A 22,020-nucleotide genomic window follows, 5' to 3' on the forward strand; every position below is an offset into this window, starting at 1 on the left:
GCCGGGCATGTTCCGACCCAAACTGTTGTTCACCAGCCTCGCCGCCATCGCCCTGGGCGCCTGCTCGCCGCAGGACCAGCAAGCCGTGACCTCCGCCGCCATCGCCCAGCAGGTGATCCTGCCGACCTACAGCCGTTGGGTCGAGGCCGACCGCCAACTGGCCGCCAGCGCCCTGGCCTATTGCGAAGGCAAGCAGAGCCTGGACACCGCCCGCGCAGACTTCCTCAACGCGCAGAAGGCCTGGGCCGAACTGCAGCCGCTGCTGGTCGGCCCATTGGCCGAAGGCAACCGCGCCTGGCAGGTGCAGTTCTGGCCTGACAAGAAGAACCTGGTCGGCCGCCAGGTCGAGCAACTGGTCAGCGGCGACAAGCCGGTCGACGCAGACAGCCTCGGCAAGGCCAGCGTCGTGGTCCGTGGCCTGTCGGCCTATGAGTACATCCTCTTCGACAGCAAGCCGGACATCGCCACCGCCGAGCAGAAAGCCCGCTACTGCCCGCTGCTGGTGGCCATCGCCGAGCACCAGAAAGCCCTGGCCGAAGACATTCTCAAGAGCTGGAACAGCACCGATGGCATGCTGTCGCAGATGACCAAATTCCCCAACCAGCGCTACGCCGACTCGCATGAAGCGATCGCCGACCTGCTGCGCGCGCAGGTCACCGCCCTGGACACGCTGAAGAAGAAACTCGGCGCCCCCATGGGCCGTCAGAGCAAGGGTATCCCTCAGCCACTGCAAGCCGAAGCCTGGCGCAGCCACTCCTCGCTCAAGAGCCTGGAGGCTTCGCTCAAGGCCGCCGAAACCGTCTGGACCGGGGTCGACAACAAAGGCCTGCGCGGTCTGCTGGGTAAAGATCAGAGCGCGCTGGCGCAAAAGATCGACGATGCCTACGCCAGCGCTGCCAAACTGCTGGCTGACAACCAGAAGACCCTGGGCGAACTGCTCGCCGACGATGCCGGCAAGCAGACCCTCAACCAGATCTACGACAGCCTCAACGTCGTCCACCGCCTGCACGAAGGCGAGCTGGCCAAGGCGTTGAATATCCAGCTGGGCTTCAATGCCAACGACGGTGACTGATCATGCTGCGACGCCAGGCCCTCAAACTCGGTAGCGTGCTGCTCAGCGCCCTGACGCTCGGCGGCTGGACCCTGCTGCGCAACAAGGGCAGCGAGCCGCTGCTGCTGTCGGCGCGTGACGATGCTGATGGCGGCCACCATGCCGTAGGCTACCGCCTCGACGGCACCCAGGTGTTCGCCACCCAGGTGGCCCAGCGTTGCCATGCAATCATTCATCACCCCGAACAGCCGGTCGCCCTGTTCGTCGCCCGTCGACCAGGTACCGAAAGCTACCTGATCGACCTGCGCGACGGGCGTCTGCTGCAGACGATCACCTCGCAACCGAACCGGCACTTCTATGGCCACGCCGTCATCCACAAGGATGGCGAGTGGCTGTACGCCACCGAGAACGACACCACCGACCCCGGGCGCGGCGTGCTCGGGGTCTACCGTTTCGAGGGCCAGCGCCTGGTACACAGCGGCGAGATCCCCACCCATGGCGTCGGCCCCCATGAAGTGGCCTGGATGCCCGACGGCGAGACCCTGGTGGTGGCCAACGGAGGCATCCGCACCGAGGCCGAAAGCCGGGTAGAGATGAACCTGGACGCCATGGAGCCGAGCCTGGTGCTGATGCAGCGTGATGGCACGCTGCTTAGCAAGGAGACGCTGGCCCAGCAGATGAACAGCGTGCGCCATCTCGCGGTGGGCAACGACGGCACCGTCCTTGCCTGCCAGCAGTTCATGGGAGGTGCTGAAGAAACTGCCGAACTGCTGGCGATCAAGCGTCCGGGCGAGGCGTTCAAAGCCTTCCCGGTGCCGGAGCGGCAACTGCAGTCGATGGCCCAGTACACCGCCAGTGTCGCCGTGCACAGTGACCTGCGCCTGGTGGCACTGACCGCGCCGCGGGCCAACCGCCTGTTCATCTGGGACCTGGACAGCGGCGCGGTGAAGCTCGATGCGCCGATGCCCGACTGCGCCGGGGTCGGCGCGGTGAAGGACGGCTTCGTCGTCACCTCGGGGCAGGGGCGCTGCCGCTATTACGACTGCCGCAAGGCCGAGCTGGTCGGGCAGCCCATGAATCTGCCATCCGGGCTTTGGGACAATCACCTGCATCTGGTCTGATTCAGCACTGGCCCACCGCCCCTACCGCGGGGCGAGCCCGCTCCCACAGGTCCGGCATCCACGGGTAGTGGGAGCAGGCTCGCCCTGCGATAGGGCCTGCCCAGTCGATACATCTCCCACTTCCCGAAAAACAGTCAATACTTGCCTTCATCCGCACGTGGGCAGGATCGCCCGTGGTCGTGCCATACCCATAACAATCACATCCAAGGAACCGGACCATGCTACGCCGCCGCATGCTGATCATGTTGGCCGTGGTGCTGCTGATCGTGCTCGCCCTGGGGGGCATCAAGGCCTTTTCGATCTACCGCCAGATCCAGGTCTTTTCCGCTCCCAAACCCGCGATCAGCGTCGCTGCCGCCAAGGCCGAGCAACGCCAGTGGCAGGAACGCCTGCCGGCGGTCGGCAGCCTCAAGGCGCTGCAGGGCGTCGAACTCAGCCTGGAAGTGGCCGGGACGGTAAAGCACCTGCATTTCGATTCCGGACAACAGGTCAAGGTCGGGCAACTGCTGCTGGAACTCGACAGCGAACAGGAGGCCGCGCTGCTGGGCACCGCGCAGGCCGACCTGGGCCTGGCCAAGGTCGATTTCGGCCGCGGCAGCCAACTGGTAGGCGACTCGGCCATCTCCCGCGGTGAATTCGACCGCCTCACCGCCCAGTACCGGCGCAACCAGGCCGTGGTCGAACAACTCAAGGCCTCGCTGGCCAAGAAAAGCATGAAGGCGCCCTTCAGCGGCACCATCGGCATCCGCCAGGTGGATGTCGGCGACTATCTGGCCAGCGGCACGGTGATTGCCACGCTGCAGGACCTCTCCAGCCTCTACGTCGACTTCAACGTACCCGAACAGGCGCTACCGCAGTTGTCCCTCGGCCAGCAGGTGCTGTTGCAGGTGGCGGCTTTCCCCGGCCAGACCTTCCCTGCCCGCCTCAGCGCAATCAACCCCAAGGTCGAGGAAAGCACGCGCAACCTGCTGCTGCGCGCCACCCTGGCCAACCCTGATGGCAAGCTGCTACCGGGCATGTTCGCCAGCCTGCTGGTATTGCTGCCCGATCCGCAATTGCAGGTGGTGGTGCCGGAGAGCGCGATCACCTACACCCTCTACGGCAACTCGGTGTATGTGGTCGGCGAGAAGAAGGCCGACGACGGCCAGGCCCATCTGGTCGCCGAGCAGCGCACCGTACAGACCGGCGAGCGCCGCGATGGCGTGGTGGTGGTGCGCAAGGGGCTGCAGGCCGGCGAACAGGTGGTCACCGCCGGACAGCTCAAGCTCAGCCCGGGCGCTGCGATACGTATCAGCCAGGACCCGCCCTTGTCGCCCGCCGACGCCCAAGGCGCGGCGGCCCCCCACTGACGCGGAGGCTGGCATGGCATTCACCGACCCATTCATCCGCCGCCCCGTACTCGCCAGCGTTGTCAGCCTGCTGATCCTGCTGCTCGGCTTCCAGGCCTGGAGCAAGCTGCAGATCCGCCAGTACCCGCAGATGGAAAACGCTCTGATCACGGTGACCACCGCCTATCCCGGCGCCAACGCCGAGACCATCCAGGGCTACATCACCCAACCGCTGCAGCAGAGCCTGGCCAGTGCCGACGGCATCGACTACATGACCTCCGTGAGCCGCCAGAACTTTTCGGTGATCTCGGTCTACGCGCGCATCGGTGCCGATACGGATCGCCTGTTCACCCAACTGCTGGCCAAGGCCAACGAGGTGCGCAACAAACTGCCGCAGGACTCCGAAGACCCGGTCCTGAGCAAGGAGGCGGCCGATGCCTCGGCGCTGATGTACATCAGCTTCTACAGCAGCGAAATGAGCAATCCGCAGATCACCGACTACCTGTCACGGGTCATCCAGCCCAAGCTTGCGACCCTGCCAGGCATGGCCGAAGCCGAAATCCTCGGCAACCAGGTGTTCGCCATGCGCATCTGGGTCGATCCGGTGAAGCTGGCCGGATTCGGCCTTTCGGCCACCGATGTGACCAGCGCGGTGCGCCGCTACAACTTCCTGGCTGCCGCCGGCGAGGTGAAGGGCGAATACGTGGTCACCAGCGTCAATGCCACCACCGAACTGAAGTCCGCCGAAGCCTTCGCCGCCCTGCCGGTCAAGACCGTCGGCGACAGTCGCGTGCTGCTCGGCGATGTGGCGCGCATCGAGATGGGCGCAGAGAACTACGACACGGTCAGCTCCTTCGACGGTATCCCGTCGGTGTACATCGGCATCAAGGCCACGCCATCGGCCAACCCGCTGGAGGTGATCAAGGAGGTGCGGCGAATCATGCCGGACCTGGAAAGCCAGCTGCCCTCGGCACTGAAAGTCTCTATCGCCTACGACGCCACGCTGTTCATCCAGGCCTCCATCGATGAAGTGATCAAGACCCTCGGCGAAGCGGTGCTGATCGTCATCGTCGTGGTGTTCCTGTTCCTCGGTGCGCTGCGCTCGGTGCTGATCCCGGTGATCACCATCCCGCTGTCGATGATCGGCGTGCTGTTCTTCATGCAGATGATGGGGTATTCGCTGAACCTGCTGACCTTGCTGGCCATGGTCCTGGCCATCGGCCTGGTGGTGGATGACGCGATCGTCGTGGTGGAGAACATCCACCGCCATATCGAAGAGGGCAAGACGCCGTTCGACGCTGCCCTCGAAGGCGCGCGGGAAATCGCCATGCCGGTGGTGTCGATGACCATCACCCTGGCGGCGGTGTACGCACCGATCGGCTTCCTCACCGGGCTGACCGGCGCGCTGTTCAAGGAGTTCGCCCTGACCCTGGCGGGCGCGGTGGTGATCTCCGGCATCGTGGCCCTGACCCTGTCACCGATGATGTGCGCCCTGCTGCTGCGCCCCGAGCAGAGCGAGAAAGGCCTGGCCCATCGCCTGGACCAGATCTTCGAGCGTCTGAAAGTGCGTTACCAGCGCCTGCTGCACGGCACCCTCGACAGCCGCCCGGTGGTCATCGTCTTCGCCGTGATCATCCTGTGCCTGGTCCCGGTACTGCTCAAGTTCACCCAGAACGAGCTGGCGCCCAACGAAGACCAGGGGGTGATCTTCATGATGAGCAGCTCGCCGCAGCCGGCCAACCTGGATTACCTCAACGCCTATACCGACCGTTTCACACCGCTGTTCAAGACCTTCCCCGAGTATTACTCCTCGTTCCAGATCAACGGTTTCAATGGTGTGCAAAGCGGTATCGGCGGCTTTCTGCTCAAGCCCTGGAACGAGCGCGAACGTACTCAGATGCAACTGCTGCCGCTGGTGCAGGCCAAGCTCGAGGACATCGGCGGACTGCAGATCTTCGGCTTCAACCTGCCATCGTTGCCGGGCACTGGCGAAGGCCTGCCGTTCCAGTTCGTGCTCAACACCGCAGGCGACTACCCAGCCCTGCTGGAAGTGGCACAGCGCGTCAAGGAGCGCGCCCAGGCCTCGGGCAAGTTCGCCTTCCTCGACATCGACCTGGCCTTCGACAAGCCCGAAGTGGTGGTCGATATCGACCGGGCCAAGGCGGCGCAGATGGGGGTGTCGATGGATACCCTCGGCGCAACGCTGGCCACCCTGCTGGGCGAGGCGGAAATCAACCGTTTCACCCTCGAAGGGCGCAGCTACAAGGTGATCGCCCAGGTCGAGCGGGCCTACCGCGACAACGCCGGCTGGCTGAACAACTATTACGTGAAGAACGATCAGGACCAGTTGCTGCCCCTGTCGACCCTGATCACCCTCAGCGAGCGGGCCCGACCGCGCCAGCTCAACCAGTTCCAGCAGTTGAACTCGGCGATCATCCAGGGCGTACCGATGGTCAGCATGGGCGAGGCGCTGGATACCATCCGCGGCATCGCCCGCGAGGAGGCGCCGGAGGGCTTCGCCTTCGACTATGCTGGCACCGCGCGGCAGTTCGTCCAGGAAGGCAGCGCCCTGTGGGTGACCTTCGGTCTGGCCCTGGCGATCATTTTCCTGGTGCTGGCAGCACAGTTCGAAAGCTTCCGCGACCCGCTGGTGATTCTGGTGACCGTGCCGCTGTCGATCTGTGGCGCACTGCTGCCGCTGTTTCTTGGCGTCTCGAGCATGAACATCTACACCCAGGTCGGGCTGGTCACGCTGATCGGGCTGATCAGCAAGCACGGCATCCTGATCGTCGAGTTCGCCAACCAGTTGCGCGAGGAAAAGGGCCTGGGGGTGCGCGAGGCGATCGAGGAAGCCGCGGCGATCCGTCTGCGGCCGGTGCTGATGACCACCGCAGCAATGGTATTCGGCATGGTGCCACTGATCCTGGCGACGGGTGCCGGCGCCGTGAGCCGGTTCGACATCGGTATCGTGATTGCCACCGGCATGTCGATCGGCACGCTGTTCACCTTGTTCGTGCTGCCCTGCGTATACACCTTGCTGGCGCATCGGACGGTGGCGGATGAGCGCCAGGGGAGCGGCGGCACAACCTCAAGCCTGGAAAAAAGACAAACCCATTAGCCAGAAACAACAAGGCCCCGCGTCTGCGGGGCCTCGTGCCTGGGGCTCAACCAAACGGCCGCAGCCCCTGGCGCATCCCGAACAGGAACAACAGCAGATCATGATCCGGCTGGGCCGGGGCCTGCGCCTGCTCTGGCTTTGTCACCCGCGGCGTGGCGCACTGCCCCGCCGCATCGCTCTTGCTGAACACGGTCGGCCGTGGCACCTCCCAGGCCGCCACGGCTACGCTGGTCACGCCAAGCGCGGCCACCAGGAACAAAGCTCGAGCTATTTCTAGTTTCATCAACCTAACCCTTTGACAGCGCTGCCAAACGCCCTCTCATAAAAGTAGAGCAGGGTTTGCCACTCCGCTTCATTGAACGACGAATGGCGGCGCAGCTGGCGCAGGTCGTTGTAAGCCGCGCGCTGGCAACTGATGCGGCGGCGGCACTTCTCCAGGTCCAGCAGGGCCACTTCGGCCCGCGCCTGCTCACCTTCACCGCTCACCTTGACGAACACATGCTTGCCGTACAGGCAGCCGTGCTGCCAGTGGCCCAGATGCATCCGCGCCAGGTTGTCAGCCAGGTCCTTGAGCATGCGCTCATGCAGCACCTGCGGGTAATGCTCGCGAGCGCCCTGGGCGTGCCAGGTGTCGAGATCGACGAATCCATCCAGCGCTTCACTGACCAACAGTGCCCGCCACTGGTGCTCGGCATCGCGTTCTGCACCAGCAAAGACGATGCGCGGCACCCGCACTCCTAACTGCTCGAAGCTGTTCAGGGCGTCCAGCTCGCGTAATACCGTGGGGCGGCCGAAGGGGTGCAGCAGGCTGCGGTAGATATGCCCGACCTGGCGCTTGGCATAGAGCAGATGGCCGTTGCCATCATCCAGGCGCTGCACGCCACTTTCACCGCCACGTCGCTGATTGGGCTCCTCGACCCATTCCCCCTGCTGTTGCCAGTAGTAGTCGAATTGCGACACCTGCCCCTGAGTTGCTGCCATGAATCCCTCACCCCTTTCGCAATACATAGACTCGCCACATGGCATAGAACGGCAGGAAGTCGAGACGTTCCTGAATCCTGAAGCCTGCTGTCACAAATTCTTCTTCAACCGTAGCAGCAGGTAACACAAAGCGATTCTGGTAACTGTCCTGCTCCGCCTTGGCGCTGCGTCGTTGTTCGAGCTTCTTGCGCCGCCATGCCTTGAAATTGCCATCCACCCACAGCGACAGGATCACGCTATCGCGGCTAACTCTTTGAAATTCAGAAAGAATTGTCTTGCGATGGGCCGGATCACCGATGTGGTGGAACAATCGCATGCAGAAAATGCTGTCTACCGAATTGTCCGGCAGGTCGATGGCAAAGGCTGAGGTCTGCAAAGGACGTACCCGCTCGACCACCGCTGGCGGTTGCGACGCACAGGCTGTCTCGATCATCGCAGCGGAATTGTCTGCACCGATGATCACGCGGTTGGGTTTTTCTGCCAGCAGCGGCCAGAAACGGCCGGCGCCGCATGGCAGGTCGAGCACCAGGCCCGGCTCGCCGGCCAGTGTCAGGGCGCGGCGAGCAAGTTGCTCGTCACGCGTGTGGGAAAGGCGACGGGCCAGGCCATCCTGATGCTTGATGAAGTACTCACGGGCGTGCTGCTGATCGTACTTTTCGGAAAATTCGAGTTTGATAGGGCTACGCATGGGACATCTCCTGACTCAATGCCGACCACATTAGGTGGGCAAGCGTTGGCATCAGGTCATCGCCATGTGAAAAAACTGTCACCCGAAAGGGTTAAATCTTACGAATCATTACACAACATTCTGCGTCGGGGCCGCCGTACGGCCCCGGTTTCTACTGCAGTGTCGTGTCGATTTCCTGCTCATGCGCCAGCGTGGTGCCCTGGCTCAGGTCTACCTGGAAGCGGCAGCCGTGGGGCGCGGTGGCGGTCAGGGTCACGCGCCAGCCCTGGTCGTCGCAGATCCGCTGCACCAGCGAAAGCCCCAGGCCGAGCCCCTCGCCACGCCGCTCGTCGCCACGCACGAAGGGCTTGAACATAGCCTCGCGCTGCTCCTCGGGAATGCCCACGCCGCTGTCCTCGACACTGAAACCGCGGGCCTCGAGGCTCAGGCGGATATAACCGGTATCGGTGTAATGCGCTGCGTTGCGCAGCAGGTTGCCCATCACCGATTGCAGGAAGGTGGCGTTGTACAAGGTCGGGCTGGCACTGACACGGCCATCGTAGTAGAGCGTCAGGCCCTTCTGCTCGATGGTGTCGCGCCACACGCCGATCAGATCGTCAGCGACCTCGCGCAGGCTGGCCCGCGAGGCCACCGCTCCTTCATCACGCTGGGCCCGGGCCAGCATGAGAAAGGTCTTGACCAGCTCACGCATCTCCTCGGTGGCACGGGCGATCCGTTCCACCTGGGCGCGTGACCGACTGTCCAGGCCGGTGTTCTCCATCAGCAGTTCGCAGGAAGTCGCGAGCACCATCAATGGGGTGCGCAGTTCGTGGCTGACATCGCTGGTGAACAGTCGCTCGCGGGTCAACGCATCGCGCAAGCGACCAAGGGTATCGTCGAACGCCACCGCCAACTGCCCGACTTCGTCGGCGGCATAGTCCGGCGCAAGCGGCGGCGCCAAACCGAGCAACTGGTCACGATGGCGAACCTGACGCGCCAGACGAATCACCGGCGCCATGACCCGACGCGCCAGCAGCCAGCCAAGGAATGCCGCCAGCACCAGGCTGAGCAGGAAGCCCACCACCACCACGGCGAACAGCACCCGCTCACGCTCCTCGAAATCGCTCTGGTCCTGCAACAGTACATAGCGACGACCGTCCACGACCTCGACCATGGCGTGGTAGGAGAGCTGGTCGCGGAACACTTCATGGAAGCCGGCATCGAGGTGACGCAGGTCCTTGGGCAACTCGAAATCATCGCGACCGCCGCTGAAGTAGAACAACTGGTCAGGGCGCGGGCGGTGGCTCCAGTCACTGACGCTGTCCATGCGCAGCAGACGCTGCAGATCCCCCCCCAGCACCGAGGAAATCAGGCGTTCTTCGACCAGGTGAACAGTGGCGACGATGCCGAAGGCAAACGCGCCAGCGACCAGCGCGCTCATCAGTGCAAAGGCAATGATGATGCGCTGGGCAAGGCTCTGCTTAAACTCCATCGCGACCCTCGGCGAGGCGATAGCCGACGCCATGGACGGTATGCAGCAGGGGCTTTTCGAACGGCTTGTCGATCACCTGGCGCAGTTGGTGGACATGGCTGCGCAAGCTGTCGCTGTCGGGGCAGTCGTCGCCCCACAGGGCTTCTTCGAGGACTTCGCGGCGCAACACGTGCGGGCTCTTCTGCATCAGCACCGCCAGCAACTTCAGGCCGACCGGGTTGAGTTTGAGCAGCTTGCCCTGACGGGTGACTTCCAGCGTGTCGAGGTCGTAGCTCAGGTCTGCCACCTGCAGCGTACGCCGACCACCGCCCTGGGCGCGACGCAGCACCGCCTCGATGCGCGCGGCCAATTCGGACAGGGCGAAAGGCTTGAGCAGGTAATCGTCGGCCCCGGAACGGAAGCCCTGCAGGCGATCGTCCAGCTGGTCGCGGGCAGTCAGCATGATCACCGGGGTGTCGCGGCGGGCGTCTTCGCGCAGGCGCTTGCACAGGGTGTAGCCATCGATGCCGGGCAGCATGATATCGAGCACGATCAGGTCATAGTGTTCGGTCGCGGCCAGGTGCAGGCCCGACAGGCCGTCCTGGGCGCAGTCGACGGTGTAGCCTTTCATGCCCAGGTAATCAGCCAGGTTGGCGAGGATATCGCGGTTGTCTTCAACCAGTAGAATGCGCATCGGGGTCTCCTGTGCGGCGCTTCGCTGTGCGCGGCAGGCGCAGCTTACGGCCATTGGCCAGGCATCGCCAGCCTTGGAGGAAAAACAGCGTAACTGACGCTTTTTTCACTGATCCTTCACACACAGAGCATAGCCGCGGACCGAAAATGCCCGATCTTTCGTGCCTTCCCCCTTGCCTGTGGAGCCTTCATGCACACCGCCCGACCCCGCCCGATCAACCTCTGGCTGTACCTTGGCATCCCCCTGGCTACCGCACTGGTTCTGCTGCTGCTCGAGGCCACATCGCTGGACATGGACGTGGCCAACCTGATGTTCGATCCGTCCGTGGGTCAATTCATCGGGCGCCATAGCTACTTCCTGGAGACCATCCTGCATGACCGGGTCAAGCAGGCGGTGATCGGTGTCGGGCTGCTGGCGGTAGTGGCGTTCATCGCCAGTTTCTTCTGGTCACGCCTGGGCAGTTGGCGTCGCGAACTGGGTTGCCTGGTGCTGGCCCTGGGGCTGTCCACCGGTTTTGTCACGCCGCTCAAGCAACTGACGGCGGTGCAGTGCCCGTGGAGCCTGACCCAGTTTGGCGGCAAGGAAACCTACAGCAAACTGCTCGAAGCGCGGCCAGCGACCGACAAACCAGGGCTGTGCTGGCCCGGCGGCCATGCAGCGACCGGCTTCAGCCTGTTCGCATTGTTCTTCGTGCTGCGTGACCGCAAGCCACGTCTGGCACGTGGTGCCTTCGCCCTCGCGGCAGGTGTCGGGGTGGTGCTATCGGTAGGCCGGATGATGCAGGGCGCACACTTTCTCTCGCACAACGTCTGGACCGCCGTGTTCTGCTGGTTGATCGGATTGGGCTGCTATTACCTGGTGCTCTATCGCAGGGGGATGGCAAGGGTGACCGTGGCTGAACGCGGCATTGCCTGAGTCGACGTAGGTCTGGCACACGCGCATGAAAAAGCCCCGCACAAGGCGGGGCTTTTTCATGCAGCTAGGGCCAGGGCTGGCTTACATCATGCCGCCCATGCCACCCATGCCGCCCATGTCTGGCATGCCGCCAGCAGCTGGCTTGTCTTCCGGCAGGTCAGCAACCATGGCCTCGGTGGTGATCATCAGACCACCGATCGAAGCAGCGGCTTGCAGCGCCGAACGGGTGACCTTGGCTGGGTCCAGGATGCCCATCTCGATCATGTCGCCGTATTCGCCGGTAGCGGCGTTGTAGCCGTAGTTGCCCGAACCCTGCTTGACCTTGTCGGCCACAACGCTTGGCTCGTCGCCGGCGTTGGCAGTGATCTGACGCAGCGGCGCTTCGACAGCGCGACGCAGCAGGGAGATACCGACGTTCTGGTCTTCGTTGTCGCCTTTGAGCTCGGTAATGGCTGCCAGGGCGCGAACCAGGGCAACACCACCGCCAGGCACCACGCCTTCTTCAACGGCTGCACGGGTAGCATGCAGGGCGTCTTCAACGCGGGCTTTCTTCTCTTTCATCTCGACTTCGGTGCCAGCACCGACCTTGATCACGGCAACACCGCCAGCCAGCTTGGCCAGACGCTCTTGCAGCTTCTCACGGTCGTAGTCCGAGGAAGTCTCTTCGATCTGGGCACGGATCTGCTTGACGCGTGCTTCGATGTCGGCGTCAACGCCAGCACCGTCGATGATGGTGGTGTTTTCCTTGGACAGGATGACGCGCTTGGCGTTGCCCAGGTGCTCCAGGGTGGTGGTTTCCAGGGTCAGGCCGATTTCTTCGGAGATGACCTGGCCGCCGGTCAGGACGGCGATGTCCTGCAGCATGGCCTTGCGGCGGTCGCCAAAGCCTGGGGCCTTGACCGCAGCAACCTTGACGATGCCGCGCATGTTGTTGACCACCAGAGTAGCCAGGGCTTCGCCTTCGACGTCTTCGGCAACGATCAGCAGCGGACGGCCCGACTTGGCAACAGCTTCCAGAACCGGCAGCAGTTCGCGGATGTTCGAGATCTTCTTGTCGACCAGCAGCAGCAGCGGGCCTTCGAGCTCGGCAACCATGGTGTCAGGCTTGTTGATGAAGTACGGCGACAGGTAGCCACGGTCGAACTGCATGCCTTCTACGACGGACAGTTCGTTTTCCAGGCCCGAGCCTTCTTCAACGGTGATCACGCCTTCTTTACCGACTTTTTCCATGGCTTCGGCGATGATTTCACCGATGGAGCTGTCGGAGTTGGCGGAGATGGTGCCGACCTGAGCGATGGCCTTGGAGTCGGCGCATGGCTTGGACAGGTTCTTCAGCTCGGCGACGACGGCAGCGGTGGCCTTGTCGATACCGCGCTTGAGGTCCATCGGGTTCATGCCGGCAGCGACGGCCTTCAGGCCTTCGTTGACAATGGCCTGAGCCAGAACGGTAGCAGTGGTGGTGCCGTCACCGGCAGCGTCGTTGGCCTTGGAAGCAACTTCCTTGACCAGCTGGGCGCCCATGTTCTCGAAGGCGTCCTTCAGTTCGATTTCCTTGGCAACCGAAACACCGTCTTTGGTGATGGTTGGAGCGCCGAAGCTCTTGGCCAGGACAACGTTACGGCCTTTCGGGCCCAGGGTGGCTTTGACAGCGTCAGCCAGAACGTTGACACCAACGAGCATTTTCTTGCGGGCGGAATCGCCGAATTTTACGTCTTTAGCAGCCATGATCGTTTAATCCTTGGAATTCTTTAGCAGGGAAATCGGGGGAAATCAGCCTTCGATGACGGCGAGGATTTCGTTCTCGGCCATCACCAGCAGGTCTTCGCCATCGACTTTCACGGTGTTGCTGCCCGAGTAAGGGCCGAAAACCACTTTGTCACCCACTTTCACGGCCAGCGCGCGAACTTCGCCGTTGTCCAGGACGCGACCGGTGCCAACGGCGACAACTTCGCCGCGGTTTGGTTTTTCAGCGGCCGAACCCGGCAGGACGATACCGCCAGCGGTTTTCGATTCTTCTTCGCTGCGACGGATGACGACGCGGTCATGCAGAGGACGAAGCTTCATTGTCGATCTCTCCCAAATTGTGGTTTTCATCGGCCGGTGTCGACACCGGCGGGTTGAGGCTATCCGGCGTTGCCGGAGGGGGCTCGCGGCCTGCGAACCCCGCGTGTCATGTCTGGTGTCGCCACCAGAAACCTTGCGGTGACACATACATGAGGCCGCTCGATTCGATTACAAGGCTTGCCATGGAATTTTTTTAATCGGCGTGCAAAGGCCGAAAAAAGCAGGGGCCGCATAGCGGCCCCCTTGGGTTCATTTGTCGATCACTGATCGCGGCGCTCGTATTCGCCCTCGATCACATTCGGACGGTGACCGCCATCGCGCGGCTGCCCGTTTAACGGATCATCCTGGAACGCCCGCTGGCGCGTGGCCTGGGCCTCGGCCCGTTGACGCAACTTGCGCGCAACCAGATGGCGGGTAAAGGGCAGCAGGCACAGCAGGCCCAGCACATCGCTGATGAAGCCCGGCAGCAGCAGCAAACCACCACCCACAGCCAGCATCAGCCCCTGGAACATGTCCTCAGCGGGCAGTTCGCCGCGCTGCAGGCTTTCACGGGCGCGCAGCGCCGTCGCCAGACCGGCCAGGCGCATGACCAGCAGGCCGAGGGCGGAACCGGCGATGATCAGCAGCAGCGCCGGGAAGAAACCAATGGCGGCGCTGACTTTGACGAAGACGAACAACTCCAGCACCGGAAAAATCAGGAACAGCAGTAGAAAAGCACGCATCAAGGATTCCTCGACGGAAGAGAACCTTCCAATAAGACCTCAGATGGATGCAACTGCTCGCGATTTCAACCCTCGGCCTTCGCCGGAGTGGGCCACTGGTCGGCGCGTGCCAGCAATACCAAGGCTTCGCGCACTTGTGTCGGCGTATTGCAAGTGTTCGGGAACGCCAGCCAGTGAATCGCCTGGCCGATGCGCAGGTGCATCCCCTCGCTGTCGATGCCGACCATCTCGGCCGGTGCACTGCGCGGCAGACCGGTGAGCTCGACGTAATGGGCGATGGCGTTGGCATGATCGCTGTTCATGTGCTCGATCATGCTGGCTTCTGCCGCCCCGGCGAAAGGGTTGGCCATGGTGACGTCGTCCAGCCAGTGGATTGCGCCGAAACCGCCGATGTAGCGATGCCGCACAGGTTCCAGCACCCAGAAATCGAAATCGTGGGCCTTGTGGTAGTTGCTGGCATCGGGGAAGTACCGGTAGTAGCGCGCAGCAGCCGCGTCGATGGCGGCTTCGTCGGCCAGCTTGCGCGCCTCGGCCATCACTGTCAGGCGGCCGACCGCCTGCACGTCTTCAGCGTCACGCTCGCCCACCAACAGCGAGCACTTGGCATCCTTCTGCAGGTTATGGGTGTGCTGGGCGATACGGCTGATGAGGATCAGCGGGTGCCCTTGGGCGTCCAGGCAGTAGGGCACCACCGAACCGAAGGGGAAGCCGGGCATGGACTTGGACAGGGTCGAGAGAACGCCGCGGTACTCTTCGAGCAGCAGTTCCCGGGCGGGGCGGATGGCGTTGGTACTCACGGGGAACTCCTGGGGCAGCGGGCTGGATGGGTGACAAGATAATCATTATCACCGCCGCCTGCCACAGGAGCGCTGTACAGCCCCGTGGGAACGGTCTTACCAGGCCACACCGAAACCTGCGGTGTAGCGGGTCTTGTCCAGGTCGCTGTCGCTGGTGCCCTTGATCAGGTCCTTCTCGGCCTTGAGGTTGAGCGAGGCCCACTCGGTCACCTTGTAGCGCAGGCCCATCTCGGCATCCAGCGAGTAATCGGCGACCGAACCGAATGGCTTGCCCAGCTCGCCGGTGGTGAAGAACTCGACCTTCTTGCCGATCAGGTAGCGGTTGTAGTCCCACTTCACCGCTGCCGAATAGAAGTTATCCTTGCCGCCATCGCGGTATTCGTAGTCGGTGCGGTTGATCAGCGAACCAAGCGAGAACGCGCCCAGCTCGTCGTCCCAGAACTGATAGCCCGGGCCAGTACCGATGGTACGCTGGCGCGCCAGATTCTCGATCTGGTCACGCTTGTATTCCAGGCGCCCCTGCCAGAACCATTTTTCGGTGAGGAAACGGTCCAGCGCGTACTCGGCGCTCCAGTTGTTGGTGGTGGTGACATCGTCCTTGGTTTCGCGGTTGTACTCGCCTTCGGCGTTGTGCCGCCAGCGGCCATGGCGCGCGGTGGTCTTGAAGCTGACGTCGTAGTCGTCGGTGTCGTTTTCGGCACGCTTGTAGTCCAGCGCCAGGTCGACATTACCTTTCCACAGGAAGTCCTCGACCAGCGGGCGCGGCTTCATGATCTGCTCGATACTGGCGAGCTCCACGGTCTTGGGCGCATCGCCGTTGGCCAGGGTCACCTTGCCGGCTTCGGCGGCCTTGAGCGACTTGGCCTTCTCGCCGGAGTAGGCGTCCTGCTTGACCAACAGTTCCTGGTCGCTTTCGAGGGTCTGAACCTGCTTCCAGTCCAGGGCGATACTGCCGCCATAGGGTGTTTCGAGCAGCAGCTTGCCGCCGTCGAAGACCTTGATCTTGCCGCTCAGGCGGTCACCGTTCTTCATCCATACGGTGTCGGCCAGCACGGGCGCAGAGAGGGTGGCGGCGAAAAGGCACAGCAAAGCTCTAGAAGACATAGGCAGAATTTGCGTTCGGTTGGACGAAAAAAGTCGGGCATTATCCAGATACCCACGACCAGAGCAAGGACAGACCGGGCCTATGCCTACGAGTTCAATTCTCATTTCCGTCAACTTTTCATCTTGTTTCACCTTCAGGTCAGGAATTGACTGATGTCTGATCAATCGATTCCGCATCCGGACGATCCCGAAGCCCGACGAATGGCACTGTATTCGGTCCTCGGCCAAGTGCCGGCTGGCAAGGTGATCAGTTACGGCCAATTGGCGGAACTGGCCGGCCTTGGCCGCGCTGCACGCTGGGTCGGGCGCACCCTCGGGCAACTGCCGTCTGACACACGCCTGCCGTGGCACCGGGTGCTCGGGGCCGGTGGCCGCCTGAGCCTCGCGTTGGGTACGCCGTCGGGCGACGAACAACGCGCCAGGCTGCGCGCAGAGGGCGTGAATGTGACCAATAATCGAGTGGATATGTCGCGCCATGGCTGGCGCCCAATGGAGCACAGCGGTTAGAGTGCGCGCTTTGTTTTCGCAAACTTGAGGCAGATGTTGGCCCATGCCCCGTAAAACCTGGCGCGCTGCGCTCGCTGCCTATGCCAGCCCGTCGACCTTGGTGCTGTTGTTGCTCGGTTTCGCCGCCGGCCTGCCCTACATGCTGGTGTTTTCAACGCTTTCGGTGTGGCTGCGCGAAGCCGGTGTCGCCCGCGAGACCATCGGCTATGCCAGCCTGATCGGTCTGGCCTACGCGTTCAAATGGGTCTGGTCGCCGCTGCTCGACCAATGGCGCCTGCCGCTGCTCGGCGGCATGGGACGGCGTCGCTCGTGGCTGCTGCTGTCGCAGGTGCTGGTCGTCGTAGGGCTCATGGGCATGGGCCTGTGCGATCCGCAGAAACACCTGTCCTGGCTGATCGCCCTGGCGGTGCTGGTGGCCTTCGCCTCGGCCACCCAGGACATCGCGGTCGACGCCTACCGCCTGGAAATCGCCGATGACCAGCGCCAGGCTGCCCTAGCCGCCAGCTACATGGCTGGCTATCGGGTCGCGGCACTACTGGCCACCGCTGGCGCGCTGTTCTTCGCCGAATGGTTCGGCTCCACCGGTTTCAGCTACCTGCACAAAGCCTGGACCGGCACTTACGTGCTGTTCGGCATCCTCATGCTGCCGGCGCTGTTCACCACACTGGTGATGCGTGAACCTCCCGTGCCGTTGCGCACGCAGCTGTCGGCGGCGCGCTACGGGTTGATGCATCAGCTGGTGTCGGTGTTCGTGCTGATCATCCTGCTGGTATCGGTGCCCGCCAGCTTCACCCAGATGTTCAACACCGACTGGGCCAGCGTGGTGTTCGGCGACTCGACCATGCTCGACCTGCTGCTCGAGGACCGCGCCTTCCTGCGCCTGATCCTCTATGCACTCCTGACCTGGGCCTGCCTGTCCTCCATGGGCCGCCGCGGCCTGGCGCCGGTACTCACGCCGGTCAACGACTTCATCGTCCGCTACCGCTGGCAGGCCTTGCTGTTGCTGGGGCTGATCGCCACGTACCGGATGTCGGACACCGTGATGGGCGTCATGGCCAACGTGTTCTACATCGACATGGGCTTCACCAAGGACCAGATCGCCAGCGTCAGCAAGATCTTCGGCCTGATCATGACCCTGGTCGGTGCCGGTGTCGGCGGGCTGCTGATCGTGCGCTTCGGCATCCTGCCGATCCTGTTCATCGGCGGCGTGGCGTCGGCAGGTACCAACATCCTGTTCGTGATGCTGGCCGACATGGGGCCGAACCTGGAAATGCTGGTGGTGACCATCTCGCTGGACAACTTCAGCTCCGGCATGGCGACCTCGGCGTTCGTTGCCTACCTGTCGAGCCTGACCAACCTGAAGTTCTCGGCCACCCAGTACGCACTGCTGAGCTCGATCATGCTCTTGCTGCCGCGGCTGATCGGCGGCTATTCGGGGGTGATGGTGGAGAAATTCGGCTATCACAACTTCTTCATGATCACCGCCCTGCTGGGCGTGCCCACGCTGATCCTGATCGCGCTGCACTGGCGCCAGGAAGTGGGACGCGGCAAGCAGGCGCAGGCAGAGAACTCGGTGACCGAGCAGCCCTGACAGTCACCTGATCCTTTTCGCGGGCAAGCCCGCGAAAAGGGCGACGCCGTTTTCAAGCCTACTGAACGACAGCCCCTTCCCCAGGCCGACCGCCCACCACGAACCACAACGGCCACAGCGCCAGCGCCCCGGCAATCCCTGCACCCAAGGCAAAGTGCAACAAGCTCGCCCCTGCACCCAGCATCGCCAACACCGCGCCCCCCAGCCCCAGCAAGGCGATGGTGATCATCCCCAGCATCGCCGACACCAGCCCCTTGCTCTGCTCGCTGGAGAACAGCGTCATGCGGTACAGCACTGCGTTGGCCACACCCAACCCCAGTGCATAGAGCGACATGCCAGCGACCACACTGGTCACCGTCGGCCACAACCAGGTCGCCAGCACCATCAGGCACAACCCGGCCAGGTACGGCCACAGGGCACCGCGCACCAGCGCAGGCAGCGGATAACGATCCGCAATACGATTGATGATGAGGTTGCCGAGGATCAGTCCACCAAACACCGGTAACTGCCACAGCGCGTATTCCAGGGTGCTCAGCCCCTCGTCATGAATCAGCAGGACCGGCGACAGGCCGATCCAGCCGATCAGCGGCAAGCCCACCAAACCCAATGCCGCGCTGCCAGCCACAAAACGACGGTTGCCCAGCAACTGCGCGTAACCGGCCAGCAAGGGCAACAGGTGGATGGGCGTGAAGGCCAGGCGCGAGCCATCACGGCGCTCGACCCCGAGCGTTTCAGGCATCAGGCGATACAGCAGCCCCCAGCACAGCACCGCGCCCACCGCGAAGGCGACGAACAGCCAGCGCCAGTCGAGCCACTGCAGCATCAACGTCCCCACCAGCGGCCCGAGCAACGGCGAGAGCAGCGCAATGTTGGCCAGCAGCGCCATCATCCGCACCGCGTCAGCCTCGCTGAACGCCTCGTTGAGCGCCGGATAGCTCACCGTCACCACGAAGCCCAGGCCAATGCCCTGCAGCAGGCGCAGCAGATTGAACAGGCCGATATCGTGCACCCAGAAGGTCGCAAGGCATGCCGCACCAAAGAAGGCGCAGCCGGTCAGCAGCAGTGGACGGCGGCCATAGCGGTCGGCCAGCGGGCCGATCAGCCACTGCAGTACTACGCCGCCAAGCAGGTAGAGGTTCAGGGCGTGGGGAATGAATTCAGGGCTGGCCTTGAGATCGTCGACCACCACCGGCATGGCAGGCATGACGGCATCGCTGGCCAGGTAGGTCAGCAGTTCGAACAGGGCAAGGGTCAGGCCGAACAACAGGGCCCGCAGAGGAGTGATATACAACAATGGTTTCATGATGGCGTTTCGGGTGCAGACAGAAGGGGTCAGGCTATATGCCAGAAATCACCGGCTTTGGCTGTGAACAAGTGTAAGGCGCAAAAAACAAGGGCCCCTACAGGGGCCCCGTTGTACAGCGTGGGTTACTGCGCGGCAGTCTCCTGCACCACGCGAATCACCCGCTGCGGGAAGGGAATGTCGATCCCCTCGGCCTTCAGGCGATCGCGCGCCTGCTCATTGAGCATGAACATCACGTCCCAGTAGTCGGCAGTCTTGGTCCACAGGCGCAGCGACACGGTGATCGAACTGTCACCAAGCGTGGCAACCACCGCCTGAGGCGCTGGGTCGGGCAGCACCCGAGGGTCCTGCGCCAGCTCCAGCAGAACGTTGCGCGCCTTCTGCAGGTCGGCCTCGTAGTCCACACCCACGTCGAACACGACCTTGCGCGTCGGCTGGCGGTTGGTGTTGACGATGATGCCGTTGGACAAGGTGCCGTTAGGCAGAATGACCGTCTTGTTATCACCGCTACGCAGCACGGTGTGGAAGATCTGGATGCTGTCGACGGTCCCGCTCACACCCTGGGCCTCGATCCAGTCACCGATGCGGAACGGGCGGAACAGCAGGATCAGCACGCCACCGGCAAAGTTTGCCAGGCTGCCCTGCAAGGCCAGGCCGATGGCCAGCACGGCACCACCCATGGCAGCGACGAACGAGGTGGTTTCGATGCCGATCATCGACGCCACGCTGATCGCCAGCATCACCTTGAGCACGATGTTGGACAGCGTGCGGATGAAACCCTGCAACGCCGGGTCAGCTACCCGCAGGCCGACGAGCCTGGCCAATCGATCACTGATCTTGTTGGTGATCCACCAGCCGATCGCCAGGGTCAGCAGCGCCAGCAACAAACGACTACCATACGCCATGATCAAGGGAATCCAAGTCTCGGACTGGCGTACCAGTTGATCGACTTCAGCGTTCAAATCCATGTTCATCTCCTGATGTCGAACGACACGTGCACAGTAAAGCAGACCGCCGGACATTCAGCGGTCGCAGGAAGCGATGGACATTGGTGTGCCATCAAGGTTCCTGCCCCGCAGAATCAGTCGCGGAAGTTGTTGAACTGCAGCGGCATGTCGAATTCCTTGGCGCGCAGGGCAGCGATGGCTTCCTGCAGGTCGTCGCGCTTCTTGCCGGTGACCCGTACCTGCTCGCCCTGGATGGCGGCCTGGACCTTGAGCTTGGCATCCTTGATATGGGCGACGATCTTCTTCGCCAGCTCCTTGTCGATGCCCTCGCGGAACTTGGCTTCCTGTTTCATTTCCTTGCCGGAAGCATAGGGATCCTTGGTTTCCAGGCACTTGACGTCGATCTTGCGCTTGACCAGCGCCAGGCGCAGGATTTCGATCATCGCCTCGAGCTGGAATTCGGCTTCGGCAGTGAGCATCACGGTCTGCTCCTTGTCCTTGAACTCGAAGCTGCCCTTGCCCTTGAGGTCGTAGCGGCGATCGAGCTCCTTGATGGCGTTTTCGACCGCGTTCTGCACTTCGTGCTTGTCCAGTTCCGATACCACGTCGAACGAAGGCATGGTTGTTCTCCATAAAATAAAAGCGCGCTCGGCTTGAAGATGGAGCGCGTCGGGTTTGATGGTTAAAATGCGGGCTCATTATAACGGGTTGCGAAACGCAGATGAGCAGCACCTGGCATATTCTCGGCGCCGGAAGCCTCGGCAGCCTCTGGGCCTGCCGCCTGGCACGGGCGGGCAAGGCCGTGCGCCTGGTGCTGCGCGACGAACAGCGCCTGGCAGCTTATGAAGCCGAAGGCGGCCTGACCCTGATCGAACAGCACCAGACAACACAATTCGCCATTCCGGCACAGACCTGCGAGGGCGAAGGCCCTATCCACCGCCTGCTGCTGGCGTGCAAGGCCTACGACGCCGCGCCTGCCATCGCGCGCCTGGCGCCGCGGCTGGCCGAAGGTGCTGAGCTGGTCCTGCTGCAGAACGGCCTCGGCAGCCAGGATGAAGTGGCCGAGCAGGCTCCCCACGCCCGCTGTATCTTCGCCTCCAGCACCGAAGGTGCGTTCCGCGAGCGCGACTGGCAGGTGCGGTTCGCTGGCCAGGGCTTCAACTGGCTGGGCGATCCGGGCAACCCTGGCGTCCCCGAATGGTTCGGCGATCTGAGCGAGGCCGGCATCCCGGCCGAGTGGTCGCTGGACATACTCACCCGCCTGTGGCGCAAGCTTGCACTTAATTGCGCGATCAACCCGCTGACGGTGCTTTACGACTGCCAGAATGGCGGGCTGCTTGGTCACCTGCCTGAAGTCGACGAACTGTGCGTGGAACTGAGCACCCTCCTGCGCAGTGCCGGGCAAGCGCAAGCGGCGGAAAACCTGGCCGAAGACGTCCAGCGGGTGATCGTGGCGACCGCGGCCAACTACTCTTCGATGTACCAGGACGTGCGCGCAGGCCGACGTACCGAGCTGCACTACCTGCTTGGTCATGCCTGCAACGTTGCCGCCCGGCATGGCCAAGCGACACCCGGCCTGGAACACCTGCGCCAACGCCTGGTCGATAACCTGCAGGCACGCAACCTGCCCAGCGACTGA

The 22,020-nt window shown here is 63.1% G+C and carries 21 protein-coding genes; 8 read left to right on the top strand and 13 right to left on the bottom strand.

Annotated elements, in window-relative coordinates; genetic code table 11:
• Positions 1–7 precede the first annotated feature (7 nt).
• The 4 genes from F6X62_RS07985 to F6X62_RS08000 all read left to right on the top strand — a co-directional run bounded on the left by F6X62_RS07985 (position 8) and on the right by F6X62_RS08000 (position 6,618).
• The gene (locus F6X62_RS07985; protein ID WP_054893822.1) at positions 8–1,072 is read left to right on the top strand and encodes an imelysin family protein; all 1,065 of its coding nucleotides are present in this window, start codon (positions 8–10) and stop codon (positions 1,070–1,072) included.
• Positions 1,073–1,074: 2 nt separating this feature from the next.
• Positions 1,075–2,172, top strand: coding sequence for a DUF1513 domain-containing protein (locus F6X62_RS07990; RefSeq protein ID WP_153773175.1), 1,098 nt, complete (start codon positions 1,075–1,077; stop codon positions 2,170–2,172).
• A 218-nt stretch (positions 2,173–2,390) separates the two neighbouring features.
• Positions 2,391–3,521, top strand: a complete 1,131-nt coding sequence (locus tag F6X62_RS07995; protein ID WP_153773176.1) for an efflux RND transporter periplasmic adaptor subunit — start codon at positions 2,391–2,393, stop codon at positions 3,519–3,521.
• Positions 3,522–3,534: 13 nt separating this feature from the next.
• A complete protein-coding gene (locus F6X62_RS08000) occupies positions 3,535–6,618 on the top strand; it encodes a multidrug efflux RND transporter permease subunit (RefSeq protein WP_153773177.1) in 3,084 nt (1,027 codons plus the stop codon).
• A gap of 46 nt (positions 6,619–6,664) precedes the next feature.
• Here F6X62_RS08000 and F6X62_RS08005 read toward each other — a convergent pair whose 3' ends face one another.
• The 5 genes from F6X62_RS08005 to colR form a co-directional block, all read right to left on the bottom strand.
• On the bottom strand, positions 6,665–6,901 hold the full coding sequence (locus F6X62_RS08005; protein ID WP_151925149.1) for a hypothetical protein: 237 nt from the start codon (positions 6,899–6,901) through the stop codon (positions 6,665–6,667).
• Positions 6,901–7,599 carry a lipopolysaccharide kinase InaA family protein gene (locus F6X62_RS08010; protein WP_054893827.1) on the bottom strand — a complete coding sequence of 233 codons (699 nt, stop codon included), beginning with the start codon at positions 7,597–7,599 and terminating at the stop codon, positions 6,901–6,903. Before F6X62_RS08010 ends, F6X62_RS08005 begins: the two co-directional genes overlap by 1 nt.
• 7 nt (positions 7,600–7,606) lie before the next feature.
• Entirely contained in the window at positions 7,607–8,287 is a 681-nt protein-coding gene (locus F6X62_RS08015; RefSeq protein ID WP_112899077.1) for a class I SAM-dependent methyltransferase, read from the bottom strand.
• 151 nt (positions 8,288–8,438) lie between these two features.
• Positions 8,439–9,758, bottom strand: a complete 1,320-nt coding sequence (locus tag F6X62_RS08020; protein WP_112899078.1) for a HAMP domain-containing sensor histidine kinase — start codon at positions 9,756–9,758, stop codon at positions 8,439–8,441.
• On the bottom strand, positions 9,748–10,431 hold the full coding sequence (colR, locus tag F6X62_RS08025) for a two-component system response regulator ColR (RefSeq protein ID WP_054893830.1): 684 nt from the start codon (positions 10,429–10,431) through the stop codon (positions 9,748–9,750). The genes F6X62_RS08020 and colR overlap by 11 nt, the downstream gene beginning before the upstream one ends.
• Positions 10,432–10,620: 189 nt before the next feature.
• Here colR and F6X62_RS08030 point away from each other — a divergent pair, with 189 nt between their 5' ends.
• The gene (locus F6X62_RS08030; protein WP_054893831.1) at positions 10,621–11,346 is read left to right on the top strand and encodes a phosphatase PAP2 family protein; all 726 of its coding nucleotides are present in this window, start codon (positions 10,621–10,623) and stop codon (positions 11,344–11,346) included.
• Positions 11,347–11,427: 81 nt separating this feature from the next.
• Here the strand turns inward: F6X62_RS08030 and groL are convergent, their stop codons facing one another.
• The 5 genes from groL to F6X62_RS08055 all read right to left on the bottom strand — a co-directional run bounded on the left by groL (position 11,428) and on the right by F6X62_RS08055 (position 16,033).
• Positions 11,428–13,071 (bottom strand): chaperonin GroEL, encoded by a 1,644-nt coding sequence (gene groL, locus F6X62_RS08035; protein WP_054893832.1) that lies wholly within the window; start codon positions 13,069–13,071, stop codon positions 11,428–11,430.
• Between the two features lie 45 nt (positions 13,072–13,116).
• Positions 13,117–13,410, bottom strand: a complete 294-nt coding sequence (locus F6X62_RS08040) for a co-chaperone GroES (RefSeq protein WP_029614823.1) — start codon at positions 13,408–13,410, stop codon at positions 13,117–13,119.
• Between the two features lie 260 nt (positions 13,411–13,670).
• Entirely contained in the window at positions 13,671–14,132 is a 462-nt protein-coding gene (locus tag F6X62_RS08045) for an FxsA family protein (protein ID WP_153773178.1), read from the bottom strand.
• A gap of 65 nt (positions 14,133–14,197) precedes the next feature.
• Positions 14,198–14,929 (bottom strand): HugZ family protein, encoded by a 732-nt coding sequence (locus tag F6X62_RS08050; RefSeq protein ID WP_153773179.1) that lies wholly within the window; start codon positions 14,927–14,929, stop codon positions 14,198–14,200.
• Between the two features lie 96 nt (positions 14,930–15,025).
• A complete protein-coding gene (locus F6X62_RS08055) occupies positions 15,026–16,033 on the bottom strand; it encodes a DUF481 domain-containing protein (protein WP_065864193.1) in 1,008 nt (335 codons plus the stop codon).
• 153 nt (positions 16,034–16,186) lie between these two features.
• On the opposite strand from F6X62_RS08055, the gene F6X62_RS08060 reads away from it, so the two are divergent.
• Both F6X62_RS08060 and F6X62_RS08065 read left to right on the top strand, forming a co-directional pair.
• Positions 16,187–16,540 (top strand): MGMT family protein, encoded by a 354-nt coding sequence (locus F6X62_RS08060; RefSeq protein WP_153773180.1) that lies wholly within the window; start codon positions 16,187–16,189, stop codon positions 16,538–16,540.
• Between the two features lie 43 nt (positions 16,541–16,583).
• On the top strand, positions 16,584–18,131 hold the full coding sequence (locus F6X62_RS08065; RefSeq protein WP_054893837.1) for an AmpG family muropeptide MFS transporter: 1,548 nt from the start codon (positions 16,584–16,586) through the stop codon (positions 18,129–18,131).
• Between the two features lie 58 nt (positions 18,132–18,189).
• On the opposite strand, the gene F6X62_RS08070 is transcribed toward F6X62_RS08065, so the two are convergent.
• From F6X62_RS08070 to F6X62_RS08080, 3 genes are all read right to left on the bottom strand, one after another.
• Positions 18,190–19,434: an MFS transporter gene (locus F6X62_RS08070; RefSeq protein WP_063546000.1), complete on the bottom strand. Its 1,245-nt coding sequence runs from the start codon at positions 19,432–19,434 to the stop codon at positions 18,190–18,192.
• 125 nt (positions 19,435–19,559) lie between these two features.
• Complete coding sequence (locus F6X62_RS08075) at positions 19,560–20,402, bottom strand: mechanosensitive ion channel family protein (RefSeq protein ID WP_054894024.1); 843 nt, start codon at positions 20,400–20,402, stop codon at positions 19,560–19,562.
• 113 nt (positions 20,403–20,515) lie between these two features.
• A complete protein-coding gene (locus F6X62_RS08080; RefSeq protein ID WP_054894023.1) occupies positions 20,516–21,001 on the bottom strand; it encodes a YajQ family cyclic di-GMP-binding protein in 486 nt (161 codons plus the stop codon).
• A 101-nt stretch (positions 21,002–21,102) separates the two neighbouring features.
• On the opposite strand from F6X62_RS08080, the gene F6X62_RS08085 reads away from it, so the two are divergent.
• Positions 21,103–22,020: a putative 2-dehydropantoate 2-reductase gene (locus tag F6X62_RS08085; protein WP_153773181.1), complete on the top strand. Its 918-nt coding sequence runs from the start codon at positions 21,103–21,105 to the stop codon at positions 22,018–22,020.

The sequence above is a fragment of the Pseudomonas sp. MNR3A genome, from assembly GCF_009650575.1.
GTDB classification, from domain to species: domain Bacteria; phylum Pseudomonadota; class Gammaproteobacteria; order Pseudomonadales; family Pseudomonadaceae; genus Aquipseudomonas; species Aquipseudomonas machongensis.